At 67.0% G+C, this 15,757-nt stretch carries 19 protein-coding genes and 3 pseudogenes; 14 read left to right on the top strand and 8 right to left on the bottom strand.

Annotated elements, in window-relative coordinates; translation table 11 throughout:
* Positions 1 to 47 precede the first annotated feature (47 nt).
* Both ACGF5O_RS46830 and ACGF5O_RS46825 read left to right on the top strand, forming a co-directional pair.
* On the top strand, positions 48 to 1,241 hold the full coding sequence (locus ACGF5O_RS46830) for a sensor histidine kinase (protein ID WP_393816079.1): 1,194 nt from the start codon (positions 48 to 50) through the stop codon (positions 1,239 to 1,241).
* Positions 1,238 to 1,921: a response regulator gene (locus ACGF5O_RS46825; protein WP_393816066.1), complete on the top strand. Its 684-nt coding sequence runs from the start codon at positions 1,238 to 1,240 to the stop codon at positions 1,919 to 1,921. The genes ACGF5O_RS46830 and ACGF5O_RS46825 overlap by 4 nt, the downstream gene beginning before the upstream one ends.
* A gap of 526 nt (positions 1,922 to 2,447) precedes the next feature.
* Here the strand turns inward: ACGF5O_RS46825 and ACGF5O_RS46820 are convergent.
* Positions 2,448 to 3,287, bottom strand: coding sequence for an alpha/beta fold hydrolase (locus tag ACGF5O_RS46820; protein ID WP_393816065.1), 840 nt, complete (start codon positions 3,285 to 3,287; stop codon positions 2,448 to 2,450).
* A gap of 68 nt (positions 3,288 to 3,355) precedes the next feature.
* Between ACGF5O_RS46820 and ACGF5O_RS46815 the strand changes: the two genes are divergently transcribed.
* Positions 3,356 to 4,027 carry a TetR/AcrR family transcriptional regulator gene (locus ACGF5O_RS46815; protein ID WP_393816064.1) on the top strand — a complete coding sequence of 224 codons (672 nt, stop codon included), beginning with the start codon at positions 3,356 to 3,358 and terminating at the stop codon, positions 4,025 to 4,027.
* 5 nt (positions 4,028 to 4,032) lie between these two features.
* A complete protein-coding gene (locus ACGF5O_RS46810; RefSeq protein ID WP_393816063.1) occupies positions 4,033 to 4,185 on the top strand; it encodes a hypothetical protein in 153 nt (50 codons plus the stop codon).
* A gap of 502 nt (positions 4,186 to 4,687) precedes the next feature.
* Here the strand turns inward: ACGF5O_RS46810 and ACGF5O_RS46805 are convergent.
* A pseudogene (locus tag ACGF5O_RS46805) lies at positions 4,688 to 5,479 on the bottom strand (IS5 family transposase).
* A 98-nt stretch (positions 5,480 to 5,577) separates the two neighbouring features.
* On the opposite strand from ACGF5O_RS46805, the gene ACGF5O_RS46800 reads away from it, so the two are divergent.
* From ACGF5O_RS46800 to ACGF5O_RS46780, 5 genes and pseudogenes are all read left to right on the top strand, one after another.
* Positions 5,578 to 6,138: a PadR family transcriptional regulator gene (locus ACGF5O_RS46800; protein ID WP_393816062.1), complete on the top strand. Its 561-nt coding sequence runs from the start codon at positions 5,578 to 5,580 to the stop codon at positions 6,136 to 6,138.
* 75 nt (positions 6,139 to 6,213) lie between these two features.
* Entirely contained in the window at positions 6,214 to 7,371 is a 1,158-nt protein-coding gene (locus ACGF5O_RS46795) for an epoxide hydrolase family protein (protein ID WP_393816061.1), read from the top strand.
* Between the two features lie 59 nt (positions 7,372 to 7,430).
* On the top strand, positions 7,431 to 7,832 hold the full coding sequence (locus ACGF5O_RS46790; RefSeq protein ID WP_393816060.1) for a PPOX class F420-dependent oxidoreductase: 402 nt from the start codon (positions 7,431 to 7,433) through the stop codon (positions 7,830 to 7,832).
* A 17-nt stretch (positions 7,833 to 7,849) separates the two neighbouring features.
* Positions 7,850 to 8,071: a hypothetical protein gene (locus ACGF5O_RS46785; protein WP_393816080.1), complete on the top strand. Its 222-nt coding sequence runs from the start codon at positions 7,850 to 7,852 to the stop codon at positions 8,069 to 8,071.
* Positions 7,971 to 8,180 (top strand): annotated as a pseudogene (locus ACGF5O_RS46780) (cupin domain-containing protein); the annotation flags it as partial. The gene ACGF5O_RS46785 and the pseudogene ACGF5O_RS46780, both read left to right, overlap by 101 nt.
* A gap of 141 nt (positions 8,181 to 8,321) precedes the next feature.
* Here the strand turns inward: ACGF5O_RS46780 and ACGF5O_RS46775 are convergent.
* The 4 genes and pseudogenes from ACGF5O_RS46775 to ACGF5O_RS46760 form a co-directional block, all read right to left on the bottom strand.
* Positions 8,322 to 8,723: pseudogene (locus ACGF5O_RS46775) on the bottom strand (transposase domain-containing protein); the annotation flags it as partial.
* Between the two features lie 188 nt (positions 8,724 to 8,911).
* Positions 8,912 to 9,661 (bottom strand): DUF2993 domain-containing protein, encoded by a 750-nt coding sequence (locus tag ACGF5O_RS46770; protein WP_393816059.1) that lies wholly within the window; start codon positions 9,659 to 9,661, stop codon positions 8,912 to 8,914.
* A gap of 35 nt (positions 9,662 to 9,696) precedes the next feature.
* On the bottom strand, positions 9,697 to 11,982 hold the full coding sequence (locus ACGF5O_RS46765; RefSeq protein WP_393816058.1) for an MMPL family transporter: 2,286 nt from the start codon (positions 11,980 to 11,982) through the stop codon (positions 9,697 to 9,699).
* A 250-nt stretch (positions 11,983 to 12,232) separates the two neighbouring features.
* Positions 12,233 to 12,751 carry an alpha/beta hydrolase gene (locus ACGF5O_RS46760; protein ID WP_393816057.1) on the bottom strand — a complete coding sequence of 173 codons (519 nt, stop codon included), beginning with the start codon at positions 12,749 to 12,751 and terminating at the stop codon, positions 12,233 to 12,235.
* Positions 12,752 to 13,068: 317 nt separating this feature from the next.
* Here ACGF5O_RS46760 and ACGF5O_RS46755 point away from each other — a divergent pair, with 317 nt between their 5' ends.
* Positions 13,069 to 13,437, top strand: coding sequence for an MBL fold metallo-hydrolase (locus ACGF5O_RS46755; RefSeq protein WP_393816056.1), 369 nt, complete (start codon positions 13,069 to 13,071; stop codon positions 13,435 to 13,437).
* Here the strand turns inward: ACGF5O_RS46755 and ACGF5O_RS46750 are convergent.
* A complete protein-coding gene (locus tag ACGF5O_RS46750; protein ID WP_393816078.1) occupies positions 13,365 to 13,694 on the bottom strand; it encodes a transposase in 330 nt (109 codons plus the stop codon). The two genes, ACGF5O_RS46755 and ACGF5O_RS46750, sit on opposite strands and share 73 nt — an antisense overlap.
* Before the next feature lie 549 nt (positions 13,695 to 14,243).
* Here ACGF5O_RS46750 and ACGF5O_RS46745 point away from each other — a divergent pair.
* The 4 genes from ACGF5O_RS46745 to ACGF5O_RS46730 all read left to right on the top strand — a co-directional run bounded on the left by ACGF5O_RS46745 (position 14,244) and on the right by ACGF5O_RS46730 (position 15,485).
* Positions 14,244 to 14,696 (top strand): MBL fold metallo-hydrolase, encoded by a 453-nt coding sequence (locus ACGF5O_RS46745; protein ID WP_393816055.1) that lies wholly within the window; start codon positions 14,244 to 14,246, stop codon positions 14,694 to 14,696.
* Positions 14,697 to 14,791: 95 nt separating this feature from the next.
* Positions 14,792 to 15,007, top strand: a complete 216-nt coding sequence (locus ACGF5O_RS46740; protein ID WP_393816054.1) for an FAD-dependent monooxygenase — start codon at positions 14,792 to 14,794, stop codon at positions 15,005 to 15,007.
* A gap of 47 nt (positions 15,008 to 15,054) precedes the next feature.
* The gene (locus ACGF5O_RS46735; protein ID WP_393816053.1) at positions 15,055 to 15,213 is read left to right on the top strand and encodes an FAD-dependent monooxygenase; all 159 of its coding nucleotides are present in this window, start codon (positions 15,055 to 15,057) and stop codon (positions 15,211 to 15,213) included.
* Positions 15,198 to 15,485 (top strand): hypothetical protein, encoded by a 288-nt coding sequence (locus tag ACGF5O_RS46730; RefSeq protein ID WP_393816052.1) that lies wholly within the window; start codon positions 15,198 to 15,200, stop codon positions 15,483 to 15,485. Before ACGF5O_RS46735 ends, ACGF5O_RS46730 begins: the two co-directional genes overlap by 16 nt.
* Here the strand turns inward: ACGF5O_RS46730 and ACGF5O_RS46725 are convergent.
* The gene (locus ACGF5O_RS46725) at positions 15,482 to 15,727 is read right to left on the bottom strand and encodes a TetR/AcrR family transcriptional regulator (RefSeq protein WP_393816051.1); all 246 of its coding nucleotides are present in this window, start codon (positions 15,725 to 15,727) and stop codon (positions 15,482 to 15,484) included. The two genes, ACGF5O_RS46730 and ACGF5O_RS46725, sit on opposite strands and share 4 nt — an antisense overlap.
* Positions 15,728 to 15,757 lie beyond the last annotated feature (30 nt).

The raw sequence follows: 15,757 nt of genomic DNA, 5'->3' as shown, positions 1-15,757 counted from the left end.
CCCACATGTGTCCAAGTACCCTACTGATGGAACCGTCTCGGAGCATGATGAGCACGAACTGGCAGCGCAGGGCAGCGACCCGTCCGAAAGCCGTTGAAGCAGTGACGCTGGTCCTGCTTCTCGCGGTCACCGCCCCGGGCGTCTTCGCCACTCGGGCGGTCATGCCCGAGACGCCGGACCTGTGGCCCGGGATCATCCTCTCCGCAGTCGCCTGTGGCGCGCTACGCTGGCGCCGTGACCGCCCGCTTCAGGTCCTCGCCGTCACCCTGCTGTGCACCATGGGCCAGGGTGTCCTCGGCTATCTCCTGACGCCGCTCCTGATGGGCCCGCTCCTCGTCGCGCAGTACTCCACGAGCGTGCGAACCTCCCGCCGGACCACGTGGAACAGTGCGCTGACGGCCGCCGCCGGCCTGATTGTCGCCGGCCTGATCCTCCCTTCTTTCCACGGCTCACTGATTCTCGCCCTCGTCAACCCGGCGGCATGGGTGCTGCTGTCGGCGGTCTTCGGCAGCTACGTCCGGGTACGCCGCGAGTACGCCGTGGCCCGGGCCGAGCACGCCGACCGCGAACGGGAAGAAGAAGCACGGCACCGGGTGTTCCAGGAACGGATGCGCATCGCCCGGGAACTTCATGACGTGGTCGCCCACCACCTGACCCTGGCCGACGCCCAGGCCGGCACCGCGGCCCACCTGTCACGGTCCGACCCCGGGAAAGCCTTCGAGATCATCGCCAGGCTGCCGGATTCCACGGCTGCGGCGCTGCGTGAGCTCAAGGCCACCGTGGGACTCCTGCGCACGGACACCGACCCCGCGGACGACCTGGCCCCCGCGCCGGGACTGCGGCAACTGTCCGCTCTGGTCGACGCCTGCTCGGCTGCCGGGCTGGAGGTGAGCATCACCACCGAGGGGCAACCGCACCGACTCACCCCCGTGCTCGACGTGACGGCCTACCGGATCCTCCAGGAAGCGCTGACCAACGTCAGCAAGTACGCCGCCACCCGCACCGCACAGGTGCGGCTCGGCTACACGGGCCGCTACCTGACCCTGAGCGTCACCAATGACACCACGCCCGACCGCCCCGTGGCCGCACTCCGCTCCGGCGGTGGTTACGGCCTGCTGGGTATGCGCGAGCGCGCGACTGCGGTGGGCGGTACCTTCCACGCCGGCCGCCGGCCGCAGGGCGGCTTCGAGGTCGCCTGCGCTTTGCCGCTCGACCGTCACGACGAAAGCATCGCCACATGACCATCCGCGTTCTGCTCGCCGACGACCAGGCCTTGCTCCGGGCCACCTTCCGTATTCTCATCGACTCGGTCGCCGACATGACGGTGGTCGCCGAGGCGGCCGACGGTCAGGAAGCTGTCGACCTCACCAGTACACACCGGCCCGATGTGGTCATCATGGACATCCGCATGCCGGACGTCGACGGCGTGACCGCCACCGCGGCCATCTGCGCCCGGCCGGAACTGTCGGGCACCCACATCCTCGTCCTCACCACCTTCGAGAACGACGAGAACGTCGCCAAGGCCCTGCGCGCCGGCGCGAGCGGCTTCCTCGGCAAGGGCGTCAGCCCCGACGTCCTCCTGTCGAGCATCCGCACCGTCGCCGCCGGCGACTCCCTCCTGTCTCCTGTCGCCACCCGGGCCCTCATCAGCCGCTTCCTCGCCACCCCGGACACCGACGGCTTTCTCTCGCTCCCCGACATCCTCAAGACCCTGACCGACCGCGAACGCGAGGTCATGGCCCTGGCCGCGCACGGCAGGTCCAACGCTGAGATTGCCGACCAACTGGTCCTGAGCCCGCTGACCGTGCGCAGCCACATCCACCGCGCCATGAACAAGCTCCACGCCCGCGACCGCGCCCAACTCGTCGTCATCGCGTACCAGAGCGGCCTGGTGAAAACGCATCCACAACCCGACAGCTGATCGGACGGTGGTGCTCTCTCTGACCATGGTGGGGGTCGTGTCCACAGTCGTGGGGTAGCCGGTCACGGTCCGTCGCCTCAGCTATAGAGCTGTCTGGTACATGCCGACGTCGGCCGTCGTGTGACCATCGCTGGTCCCGGCCCGGCGAGCCGCAACAGAGCTTTCAGTGAGGGCGACCCGGGCCGCGACCTCGGGATTCCGCCAGCTTGATCGGCCACACCACTCGGCGCGACACCATCTGTGCGGGCATGGCTTCGGTGCCGCCGAGTGATGCGGTGAGTGCGGGCACGACGCCCGGGCGGGCGGCGCACCCCGCCCGCATCACGCAGGACGCGTCTACCCGGGCTGACCTGCGGTCTCTCGTGCCGCTGGTCAACCAGGCGAAATCGACGGCGATCCGCCGACGGGACCGTCTTGTGTCTCGACCGCGGAGCGTGGCGGAGTTGACGGCCTGGGAAGTGTGCCCGTCACATTCCCTGATCGCCACGGACCAGGCGTCAGCGACGGGGCCCAAGCCCGGCAGGTGTTACTCGTCGAGGAACTGAAGGGCGTGATTGAGGAACCGCTCGGGGTACTGGAACTGCGCTCCGTGCCCCGCGTCGGGGTAGATCAGCAGTTGCGCGTCGGGGATGTTCTGGGCGAGGTGCCAGGAGTTGATCGAGGCGATCATCACGTCGTTCTCGCCGTTGAGGACCAGCGTCGGCTGGGTGATCGCGTTCAGGTAGGCGTAGGGGTTCTCGCCCGGCAGCGGTTCCGCATAGGCGACAGCTGCTTCGAACTGCGCCTGTGCGACCGCGGGCGAGCTCGGCGTGTCCTGGTCGGCCCGCTGGTGACGTCGCTCCCAGAAGGCTCGGCCCGCATCGATCGCGGCTTCCGAGCGGCCGAAGAACAGGAAGAGGAAGTCCTCCAGAGTGGGGACCGGATTCAGCGCGTAGTCAGGCACCTTGGGGTCACTCGTGGGGTCCCCGCCGCGGAGGCCGGTGCCGAGCAGGAGGAGCTTGCGGACCAGCTGGGGGTGGCGCAGGGCGACCTCCTCCGCCTGGTATCCGCCGATCGAGAAGCCGAGCAGATCGACCTGCTCCAGACCCAGCGCTCGGATGACCGCGGCGATGTCGTCGGCCATGTCCTCCATCCGGTTGCGCGGAGTGCCGGATGACGAGGCTATGCCGCGCCCGTTGAACAGGATGACCTCACGGCCTTCGGCCAGGCCGTCGGTCAGCAGGGGGTCCCAGTTGTCCATTCCCCCGCGGAAGTGCTGGACCAGGAAGATCGGGACGCCGGAGGGCTTGCCCCAGCGGCGGTAGGCGAATCGGTCGCCGTCGACCTGGATGTACTGGGTCGGTGCGGTCACATGCGTGTCACTCATGGTCTGAACCTTTCTGGAGGAGGTGAGCAATACGATGACGATCGTAATCTAAAAAGTCAACCTCTTTGATGTCGATCGACATCTATATATGCTTGACCGTGGAACGTCGACCGTGGAAGGGGTGGCTGCACATGCGGGTCACCAAGGCGCAGGCGGAGCAGAACCGTGCGCACATCGTCGCGACAGCCGCCAGGCTGTTCCGTGAGCGCGGCTATGACGGCGTCGGCGTGGCGGAACTGATGGCGGCCGCCGGGTTCACTCATGGAGGGTTCTACAGACACTTCCGCTCCAAGGGCGACCTGATGGCCGAAGCGTCCGCAAGCGGGCTCTCGCAGACCGCGGCACGGACGGAAGGTCTGGACCCCGCCGAGTTCGTCGAGTACTACGTCTCCCGGGAGCATCGCGACGGGCGCGGCGACGGCTGCACCATCGCGGCCCTCAGTGGCGACGCCGCACGCCAGCCGGCGGACATCGGGGCGGAGTTCGCAGCCGGGATCGAGAACCTGCTGACAGGCCTTCAGTCCCGAAGCGACACCTCGGGGGACGCGGGCCCGGGTACGGCCCGCGCCGCGATGATCGACATGCTCGCCCATTCGGTTGGCGCGGTGATGTTGTCGCGGGCATGCCCGGACGGTTCTCCGCTGGCGGACGAAATCCTCGACGTCTGCCACAAGCGGATTCTCGCGTCACTGGCACTGGGCGACAGCGCCCCACCGACGGCAGGGAGCCCGGAGGCCTGACCGCAATGGACCTCGGGGTGTGGGACTACGTCCGGCCGGGCGCGGTCAAGACGGTGCAGAACCTGTACGGCAAGTTCCATGTGATGCGCTACCAGTTCAGCGCCGAGGGCATCTTGAGGCTTCCCCCTGATCCAGGACACCTGGAGACTGGGATGTGAGAGTGCAGTACGTGAGATAAGGACCGTTTCGGGCTGGGGGCTGGGGGAGGGGGAGGGGTTCTGGTCGGTGGGGTGGGCCGGTGGCCAGGTGCGGGGCTGAGTGAACAGGCCGGTTCGGGTTCGGCGAGGATGCCTCGTGTGACCAGGCGTTGCAGCTTGGACCGGATGCCTTCGGTGTTCTTCGGGAGGATCGGCGGGTCGAGTGCCTCGCACGGGTCGCGGGCCCGCATCGGCCGGCCGGCGTCGGTGAGGGTGGTGAGGATCTGCTGGTAGGCCGGGTGGTCCGGCACGTCGGGGCGGGGTGTCTCCTGGACGGGACCAGGTCGGGGGATGGCGAGGAGGGTCTTGCGGGTGATGCTCAGGTTCTCGCTCTCCGTGTCGAGTTCTCCGAGGTGGGGGGTGAGGTCCTCGACGCGGGAGCGGAGCTGTCCAGCCTCTTTGTCCAGTTCGCGCTCGCGGGCCTCGATGTAGGCCGGGATGGCGCTGATCTGCGGGTTGTCGCTCACGGCGTCCTCCAGGCGGGGACGGTGGCGCCGGTGAGCCGACGGGCCATCACGGAGGCCATCGCCCAAAAGACACGCGAGCGGGAGCTGGCGGGTCGGTGTTCGTAGTCGCGGACCAGCCGCCGGGAGAACTTCAGGATCCCGTTCGTCTGCTCCACCACCCACCGCTTGGCCTGGGGGACAAAGCCTTTGTCAGCGGGGTTGCGTTCGACGATTACGACGTCGATGCCGTACTGCTTGCCGTGGTCGACGACGCTCTTCTTGAATCCTTGGTCGACCAGGGCTTTACGTACCGTGTCGGTCTGGGCGGCCACGCCGTCCAGCAGCGCGATACCGGCGGCGTTGTCGTGCGCACTGACCGGCAGGACAGCGACCGCGACGACCAGGCCCAATACGTCCACGGCCAGGCATCTCTTGCGCCCCGGCGCCTTCTTCGCCGCATACTTGCCCGTCGTGGTGGCCGGAACGCCGACGGTGGCATGAATACTCTGCGTGTCCAGGATGACCAGGCTTGGGTCGGCTAATCGCCGTCTTTTCTCCCGCGGTTGCCACCGCAACAGATCTTGGATGGTCTGGTCGGTGCCGTCGTCACGCCACGTGTAGAAGTAGTACTTCACCGCGCCGGCGGGCGGCAGGTCATGGGGGAGCAGGTCCCACTGGCAGCCGCTGCGGTTCTGCTACAGGATCGCGTTCACGATCTCCCGCATCGCGTATCTGCCCTGGTGGCCGCTGACCGAGGGCTGTCCGGCCTTCCATGCCGCGAGCACGGGCTCGACCAGGGCCCACTGCACGTCGGAGACGTCACTCTCCCAGAGCCGATGTTCAGCATATCGGTCGGTTGCCTATGAACGAGTACTAATGTAAGAGTAGTCGTATGTCATCGATCAGGTTGTTCATCCTCGACACGTTCGCGAGGAACGGCGAGATGCACGGGCACAAGGTGCGCCTCCAGGCCGAGCGGGAGCATCTGCACCTGTGGACGGACGTGTCCGTGGGCAGCCTGTATCAGGCGATCAAGCGCCTGCTGGCTGAGGGCTTGCTCGAAGAGGTCAGGACCGAGAAGGAGGGCAATCTGCCCGAGCGTCAGGTGTACGGCATCACCGGTGAAGGGCGGCTGCGTCTCAAGGAACTCCAGTCGGAGAGTCTGCGCCACATCTGGATGAAGCCGGACCCGTTCGACCTGGCCCTCACCCGCCTGGACCCGGAGAAGCTGGACGAGCTCCACACGGTGATCGCATCCCGGCTGGATGAACTCGCCTCCATGCTCTCGGACACCGAGGCGCTGAACGCCAACGCCATCGACGGCGGCTACCTGACGGTGAGCGAGGCGCTAGCGGTCAGTCACAGTGCGCACAGACTGCGCGCCGAGATCGCCTGGCTCCAAGAGGTCCTGGACTCGGTGCCAGAGATTGTCACCGATGAACGGACCCGTCAGCCCGACACCCTCTGAATCACCGGATTCCGCCCCCCTTGAATCCGCCCGCGTCGCAGTCGGCGCGGCATAGCCCGGTAAGGAGCACGCCCCATGTCCGAACTCATCGAACCCTTCACCCTGTCCGTGCCGGAGGAACAGCTGACCGACCTGCGTGAGCGGCTCTCCCGCACCCGGTGGCCCGATCCAGAGACCGTTCTGGACACCAGCCAGGGCCCCCAGCTGGCGAAGCTCCGCGCGCTGCATGACTACTGGCTCAACACCTACGACTGGCGGCGGTGCGAGAAGACCCTCAACGGCTTCGGCCAGTCCCGCACCATCATCGATGGTCTGGGTATTCACTTCCTCCATGTGCGCTCGCCTGAGCCGGCCGCCCTCCCGCTGGTCATGACCCACGGATGGCCCAGCTCCGTCCTCGATTTCCACAAGGTCATCGGCCCACTGACCGATCCCGCAGCCCACGGCGGTGACCCGCGGGACGCCTTCCATCTCGTGGTGCCGTCGCTGCCGGGGTTCGGGTTCTCCGACCGGCCTACGGAACCCGGCTGGGGATTCCCCCGGGTCGCCGATGCCTGGATCACACTGATGGACCGGCTCGGCTACCGGCGATGGGGCGCCCAGGGCGGGGACCTCGGCTGCGCGGTCACCGACGAGATCGGCCGCAAGGCCCCCGGCGGATGCGTCGGGCTGCACCTCAACTTCGCCATGTTCCCGCCAACTCCCGACGAGATCCGGGACGCCACCGAGCATGAGCAGGAAATGCTCGACAGCGCCGCCTACTTCTGGGAGAACCTCTCAGGCTACGCCAAGGAGCAGGCAACCCGTCCTCAGGCCATTGGCTACTCCCTCGCGGAGTCCCCCATCGGCCTGGCTGCCTGGATCTACGCGATGTTCCAGGACACCTGCGGCACGCCGGGGGACGCGGAAGCATCATTCACCCTGGACGAGCTGCTCGACGACATCATGCTCTATTGGCTTCCCAACACCGGGACGTCCTCTGCGCGGACCTACTGGGAAATGGCACATTCGGCACGGCCCTCCGCGCCGAACGCCGCCGCACCGATCGCACTGCCCACCGGCTTCAGCATGTTCCCGGAGGAGCACGTCCGGAAGTCCCAGCGCTGGGTGGAACGCCGCTACAGCAACGTCGTCCACTTCAACGAGCTTGAGGCGGGCGGGCACTTCGCGGCCCTGGAACAACCGGCACTCTTCGTTGACGAAGTCCTGACCACCTTCCGTTCCTTGCGCTGAGCGCACCGCCGACATCGGCACCTCCCACCGACAGCTTCCCCCAACAAGGGCGATTCCTCATGACACCCCTGCCCGGCGAACTCCTCAAACTGCTGAACCGGCCCAGCCCCTGCTTCATCGCCACCACCATGCCGGACGGCTCGCCCCAGCTCACCCAGACCTGGGTCGACACCGATGGCGAACACATCCTCATCAACACCGTCGAGGGCTACCGCAAAACCAAAAACGTTCAACGCGACCCTCGTGTGGCCGTCAGCATCGCCGACCCGGATGACACCTCCCGCTACTTCTCCGTACGGGGACGCGTCACCAGCGCCACGACCGACGGCGCCGCCGAGAGCATCGAACATCTCTCCCAGAAGTACACAGGCCACCCCTACGCCTCGTACGGCGACCCGGGCCAGACCCGGCTCCTGCTGACCATCACCGTCGACTCCGTCATCCATTCCCCCATACGCTAAAGACCCAAGGAACCGTTATGACCCGCTTCCCCCACAGCGCCGGCACCGCCCGCCCCTATGTCTGGGCGCCGGACCAGTCCCCGGCCTACTGGAACGTCGGCACGTACCGGAGAGTGCTCGCCGACGGCAGCCAGACCGATGGCCGGTCCTGCACGTTCGAGGAACTGTGTCCGCAAGGACTCGTCGCCCCACCGCACGTCCACGACAAGGAGCAAGAGGCTCTTCATCCTCGAAGGTGATTTCTTGTTCACCGTCGGAGACGAGGAGACCCCGGCCGGACCCGGCAGCTACGTCTACCTGCCGCCCAAGGTCCGCCACGGCTTCCGCGTCGAATCCGAAGTCGGCCGTGTCTACAACATGCTCACCCCGGCCGGATTCGAGCAGAACATCATCACCAACGGCCAGCACTCCCCCCAGGTCTCGATGCCCCCACTGGGAACGAGCGCCGTGCCACTGTGGAGGCAATTGCGTACCTCCAGGCCCCCAGCCCCCTGGGACGACCCTCGTCGGGTGGGCCAGAGGCCCGGCGAGCACCTCGAACAGGGACCGCACCGGCGCGGCCCCCAACCGCCGACGAAGGTCCCGCAGGGCCTTCGCGCTCGGCGAGGCCACCGGCATTCTGGCCAGGCCACCGGTGAGCTTGTCCCACACCAGCCGATAGCCGACCTCGGGGAACAGACACATCGCGAGCAGGAAGTACATCCCGACGCGGGACGGCAGATCACGCAGCCGCCGTTGCACCGTCCAGGTCTCCGCCAGCACCGGGTCCACCAGCTCGAACGGCACGACGGCGGTCAGCTCTTCCAGATGGCCCGGCGCGAACCGACCCGCCGCCACGGTCACCGAACGGGTGATGGCAAGGCAAAATGAATCCGCAACGGAACTCCTCACGTACAAGCTGTCTTGGTCGACTTCCTGTACCAACGAGCTCCGTTGTGTTTTCGCCTCGAACACCCAACGCGCTTGCAGGACCTGCGAAAACGCTAACCTCCTGGCCTTGGGGGAAGCCCCGTGGACGGAACCCGGGGCGGCTCGCACGAACTGGTGGTGCGGCAGGCCAAGTCCACCGCGGGACCAGTTCACAACGACGATGATGTTGACGCTGACGCACATGCCTTCGCCTGACCGCCCGCCGCACCGGATCCCGAGGACTTGCCGAGGGCGGCGGCGCCTCCGCTGGCGTTCAGCACCAGTCCGTCATTGCTGACTCCGACCGACTTGACGGAGAGACCCAGAGGCAGTTGCGGGATCTGGTAACTGCTGGCCCCGGCGTTCTCGATCCGGTGGGTGAGCCTCGCGGGAGCCGGCGCCCCTTCGAAGGTGACGTCGCCGGGCGTCAGCTGGATCTGTGAACCATTGAGCGTGGGCGACTCCTGGAAGGTGAGCAGTCCGCCCGCGATACTGATCACCAGTGCGTTCTGGCCCGGGTCCGCCGTGACCGAGGCGTTGCCCCGCCCCCCGAGTTTGGCGTCGATTCGGGACGCCGTGCCTTCGGCGGGCAGGGTAATACTGGCGTTCGACTCCTGCACGTGAACCTGCTGTCCGGAATTCGTCACCTGAAACAGGCTCAGCGAGAGGCCCAACTGGCCCTGCTTGCACGTTGTGTAGCCGGGGTCGTTGATCGTGACGGTCGAGATCGAGCCTGTCATGGCGTCGACGAGCGCGGGGGCCGTCCCGATGTCGACGCTCGGGTCGCCGCCGAGCTGGGCTTGTGCCGCGCCCGTGATCCGCTGTTCGAGGGAGTGCCGTACGACGATCTCGGCAGTGACTGCAGTGACGGCCAGGGCGAGCCCGGTGACCGCGATGGCTATCGTAGTTCGTCTGCGCATGGTGATCGCTCCGGTTGGTTCTGAGGGAGTCGCTGTTAGGGGTACTGCTCTGATTCGGTCTCCGGGCTCGGCTCGCAGTCGGAGGCGTTTGCGGTGTCTGCCTTGTCAACGGATGGCGCGGCGGGTTCCATGGGCCGCTCCTCCAAATGCGGCAGGATTCGATCGAGCCAGCGGGGGATCCACCAGTTCGCCTTGCCCATGAGGAACATGGCGGCGGGGACGATGACCAAGCGCACGATGCTCGCGTCGACCAGGACGCTGACTCCGAGGCCGAGGGCGAGCATCTTGACCACGACGTTGTTCGACAACATGAAGGCGAAGAAGACGCTGGTCATGATGAGCGCCGCGCAGCTGATCACGCGTGCGGTCACAGACAGCCCGGTCGCGATCGACTCGTGGTTGTCGCCGCGCGCCAGCCATGCCTCGCGGACCCGGGAGAGCAGGAATACCTCGTAGTCCATGGAGAGGCCGAAGACGATCGCGAACATCATCATCGGGACGTACGACTCGATCGGCACCTTCTCGCCGACTCCGAGCAGCGAACTGCCCCAGCCCCACTGGAAGACGGTGACGACCACGCCGTAGGCGGCGCCGATGGAGATCAGGTTGCACACCGCGGCCTTGAGGGCGAGCACGGGGCTGCGGAAGCTGGCCAGCAGCAACAGGAACGCGGCGGCGATGACGACCCCGATGATCACCGGTAGGCGGGAGCTGACCTGGTCGCGGAAGTCGAGTTGGAAGGCGACCTGTCCGGTGACGTAGCTGGTCGCGTTGGTGCCGTCGAGCGCCTTGGGCAGCGTGGTGTCGCGCAGGGTGTTCAGGAGCGTATCGGTCGCGCCGTCCTGCGGTCCGGAGGACGGCGCGACGGTGGAGATCAGCAGGTCGTGGTCCGACGTGCTCCTGATCGCCGCGACTGAGGCGACGTCAGAGGTCGACGACAGGTCGCTCGGCAGGGATTTCTCCAGGTTCGACACCTGGCTAGAGCTGAGGCCCTTGACATCGACGACGATGGTGAACGGGCCGTTCGAGCCTGGGCCGAAGGCGGCGCCCATCTGGTCGTAGGCGATGCGGTCGGTGTAGCCGGATGGGTCGGCGCCAGCGTCGACGTGGCCGAGTTGGATGGAGAAGAGCGGGATGGCCAGGGTTATGAGCACGACCAGGCCGCCGAGCAGGAAGCTCACGGGGTGGCGTCCGACGCGGGCGGCGTAGGCGTGCCAGCCGCCGCCGTCCCCGGAGCTTTCGGCGACTGGCTGGCGGACCCGCAGCTTGTCGATCCTCCGGCCCGCGAGGCCGAGCAGTGCCGGCACGAGCGTCAGGGCGCTGATCGCGCCGACGGCGACGGTGATTCCTGCGGCCAATCCGAGCTTGCCGATGAAGGTCATTCCCGAGGCGTACAGCCCGAGCAGCGCGACGATGACGGTTAGCGCGGCGGTCAGCACGGCGCGTCCACTGGACGCGACGGTGCGGGCCGCCGCGGTGTCCGGGGCGACGCCGTCCATGATCAGTTGGCGGTGCCTGGTGATCAGGAACAGCCCGTAATCGATGCCGACGCCGAGACCCATCATGATCGCTAGGGTCGGGGAAGCGACGGCGAAGGTGGTTTCGGCGGCGAGCATGCCGAGCAAGCCGAGGCCTGCCGCGCCGCCGATCAGTGCGCTGGCGATGGGCATGCCTGCCGCGAGCACGCTGCCGAACCCGATGAGCAACACGATGACCGACACGGCGATGCCGGCGCCTTCGGAGGTGACGTCCCTGGTGGTGGGCCTGGCGGCCACGCCGAGGGATTCGCCATAGTTAACCTGGACTCCGGCGTTGGTGGCGGGGTGCATCGCCTGCTCGACCTGGGTGACGTAGGAGCTGCCGAGGTCGGAGGGCAGGGTGTCGAATTGGGCGGTCGAATAGGCGGTGCGCCCGTCCTTCGAGGTGGTCGCGCTGGAGAGCGGGTCGGAGGCCGACAGGACGTGCGGTAGTTTGCGCATGTTGTCGATGCTGGTCTCGATCGCCTGCTGGTCGGTGGACAAGCTGCCGGAGTCGATCGCGAAGACGATCTGGCCGCTCTGACCGCCCGCGGACGGATCGTGCGCCTGCAGCACGTTGATTCCGTTGACGGACTGGGAGCCGGTGACGTTGAAGTCGTCCGAGTAGGTTCCGCCGAGCGCGCGGTGGCCGACCACCGCGCCGACCGTTATTATGATCCAGATCGCGCCCACGAGCCAGGAGTGCCGGGCGCACCATCCGGCGGTGCCCGCGAGCAGGCCACGCGGGCGCTCGCGTTCGTCCACGGCGCGATCCGGCTTCTCGTGCTTGGTTCGTCGGAACATCGAAAGTGACCTTCCTTCAAGTGGGGTCAGGGAGCGAGCAGATCGCGTACGGCGCGCTGAGCCGCGTGCCTCGGGGGTCCAGAAGGCGCCGACGTAGGCGTGGAAGGCTGCGGGTACGTAGGTGGTGCGGCCCGCGTTTCCGGCGATCGAGAGCCGATCGGCGAGCTGACGGGCGTCATCGGCTAAGATGTCGCGCCGCCTTGGAAGACATGCACGGGCGGAAGGTAGTCGAGGTCCGCAAACAGCGGGCTCAGCCGGGGCTCGAGACGTTCGAGGCCGCCCACCCACAGTCGGCCGGCCCGCGAGTAGCCGAGCGTTCAGCATGGGATCGAGTCGCTCGAGTGCCTGTATCTCCGGGCGGGTTGGAAAGGGTGGTCAGGTCGAGATGAAGGGAGAAGAGTGCGACCTGTCTCGGTAGCGGCTCTCCTCGATCGCGATACGTGATCGCCTGGCCGAGGGCGAGTGCACCGCCCGCGGAGTCACCGACCAGCCTGATGTTTGCCGCGCCCGCCTCGGCGACTGTACGCACGTACACCGCACGGAGCGCGCTGTACGCCTGCTCGGCGTCGCCTTCCGGTGCGAGACGGTAGAGCTGTACGGTCACGGTCACGCCGGTATCGCGCGTGATCCGATCCAGAATCCACCAATGTGCTGTTATCGGCGGCCTCACATAACCGCCGCCGTGCGTGTAGATCAGGTGCTGTCCGTCGGCGCGTTCCCGCGGTTCCAGTCGTAGCACCGGGATCCCGCTGACCTCGGACTCGGTCACGGCGAAACGGCCGTGGGGATTGTCCGGAACCTCGGCGGGCTTCGGATATCGCCGAGTCGAGATGCGCGCCAGTTCCGCGTCGCCACTCCCTCCGGCTCCTGGTGCGCAGCAGCGCCCGGGTATAGGTCATGACCAGGCTCATCGCGACTCCCTTCGGTTGTGCGCGGCCGGCGTCGGCGGATCGCGACCATCACTCACGTAGTGAACGCTATCACAATAGTATGGGAAGGGTGACGAGTCATGCAGGTTAAGATACCGAAGGCTATGTAAATAGTGTTAGCTCTGTAAGCTATCCGCGAATGGAAAGGGCTCCGGCGATGACGACGATGGTGACGTTGACCGGGGCGGGGCAGCCGTACCCGGCGGCCGGCCGCGCTGATGCAGGCACTCTCGTGCGATGCGGCGAAACGGTGCTTCAGCTCGACACCGGTTGCGCGACCATGCTGAGGTTGGCGGAGATCGAGGTGACTCCGGCCGCGCTCAATGCGGTACTCCTCACCCATGTGCACAGCGATCACGTGATCGACCTGCCCGATGTCGCGATGGTCCGCTGGGACAAGGAGTTTCCGGCCGGTCCGTTGCCGGTGGTCGCACCCCGCGACGCTGCCGCCCGCTACGTTTCGCGGATGTTCGAGCCGTTCGCCGACGACATACTCAAATTGAACTTGTGGGGGCGGGTTGTGTGATCAGCGCTGGGGCGATGGTCAGTCCGGCTCCGGCGAGGCAACCGTTGATGACGTCGGGTCGGTACTGAATCTTCTTGAGCTTGCGCTTCATGATGCGGACGAGACTGGGAGAGGTCGGTTGCGACGAAGTCGACCATCGCCCGACGCATCAGCGACCAGACCCACTCCCGCGGGTTCAACTCAGGCGCGTAGTCGGGCAGCTGGAAGATCCGTAACCACTCCCTGTCCTCCTCGGCGAAGTCGTAGAGCTCCTGCACCAGGTGCAGCGACAGGTTGGGGCCTCCCACACGACCGGCGTGCCCAGCTGGATGTGCGTCATGACGATCAGGTCGCGGTAGTCCTGCCAAGTGAAGGTCTTCGGCCCGCCCCGGCGCCCGTGGTAGGCGTGCAGCTTGTAGAAGAAGCGGGCGTGGTCGCCTGGGCGGAAGCAGACCACGCCGGCCACCTTCGCCCTGCCCTGTCCCCGTTCGCGCACCCTCACCACCGGGCGCTGCCAGCGCGGTGCCCAGGTCCGGCCCTTCGGCCGGATTCAGGCACTGTCCTGCCTCGTCCTCGAAGCAGATGTGGGCGCCCAGGTCCGCCGCGGTGACTTTACCAGCGGCCGCACCTGGTCCTTCCAGACCTCCACGGCAGCCTCGTCGCGCTCCACCACCTGCGAGGTCCAGCCGTGTCGGCGCAACAGCTTCCACACTCCCTTCGGGGTGTAACCCCCGCCATCCGCATACCGCATGAGACCGTCGTGGTGCAGGGATCAAGAACCGTCACCGGCGCGCGCCCCTACGAGTTCAACCGGAGTAGCGGTGCGCATGAAGCACGTGGAGTCGGATCCGCCGCAGGTAGAGCTGAGCACGTTCACGCCCGAGCCGAAGCCCGCGGAGGTCTGGCGCGGCGGCGATGTCGTCGTGAGCGCGGTCGCCGTGCACCATGAGCCGGTGAGCGACGCTGTCGCCTACCGGGTCGAGACATCCGACGGTGCGGTGGTCATCTCCGGAGACACCCGGGTGTGCGCCGAGGTCGAGGAAATGGCCGCGGGAGCGGACGTGCTGGTGCGCGAGGCATGCCGGAACACGGCACTGGCCGATGCCATCCGTGGCACCGCGTTCGAGGCGATCTTCGAGTATCACGCCGACACCGTCGCCCTCGGCGCGATGGCGGAGCGCGCCGGTGTCCGCTACCTGGTGCTGACCCACATGATCCCCCCGCCCGGCACGCCGGAGGAGGAGGCGGGGTTCGTCGAGGACGTGCGCAAGGGTGGCTAACGGGGACCGGTCACCGTCGGAGGCGACCTGATGAACTTCGAGATCGCCGGTCGCGAAGCAGCTCGATGACGCACACATGCGGGGAGCTCTCATCCATGGCCAACATCGAGAACCACCCGAAGGTCGACGTCGCGATCGTCGGATGCGGTCCTGCCGGACAGTTGCTGGCGATCGTCCTGGGCCGACGAGTCAGCGAGTTCGAGCGCCGCAGCAAGCCCCATCCGTTGCCGCACGCGGTCGTGTTTGACCACGAAGCCGTGCGCCTGCCGGCGGACGTGAGGCTCGCTGCCGACCTGGCCGGGATCAGCTGAACCCGCCGACGCTGTACGCGAAGACGAGCCGCACACCCGGGATCGAGGTGCGACCGGGGACCGAGGCGCTCTCCGTTGTCCAGAATGAGCACTCCGTGACACTCACCTGTACGACGGGGGGCGGCGGTCGCCACGAGACGGCCGCGGCGTTCGTGGTCGGCTGCGGCGGGGCGAACAGCATCGTGCGCCCGTGGACACCCGGGTGATGGACCGAGGCTTCTGTTACGACTGGCTGATTGTCAATGTGATCCGGGAGCGCGAGCGGGTCTGGTCGCCCGCGAACCTCCAGGTGTGCCACCCGACGCGGCCCACGTCCGTCCTCTCCGGCGGACCGGGGCGGCGTCGCTTCGAGTTCATGCTGCTCCCGCACGAGAACCGCGAGGAGATGAACCACGCCGGGAGCGCCTGGTCGCTGATCAGACCGTGGGGCCTGAGCCCGGAGAACGCCCACCTGGAATGCCACGCCGTCTACACCTAGCGGGTTGTCGCCCGTGACCTGAGCAGTTCGAGGGACAGCTCCTGCTTGCCGCCGAAGTTGGAGTGGAGCGCGCCGATCGAGTAGCCGGCGCTCTCCGCGATCTCCTCGACCGAGGCGCCTGCGTATCCCTTCTGGGCGACGGTTTCGGCCGCGACGTCGAGTAGAAGTTCCGGCGTGCGCGCCTTCGACTCCGCACCGGTGAGCCGCTTCGGCCGCTGTTTCGTATCTTGATCTGTCGCCATCAAGAGATGCTATCCAAATAGTGAACTTTA

The sequence above is a fragment of the Streptomyces sp. NPDC048291 genome, assembly GCF_043201715.1.
Classification (GTDB): domain Bacteria; phylum Actinomycetota; class Actinomycetes; order Streptomycetales; family Streptomycetaceae; genus Streptomyces.
This window is presented reverse-complemented; position numbering and strand designations above follow the sequence as displayed.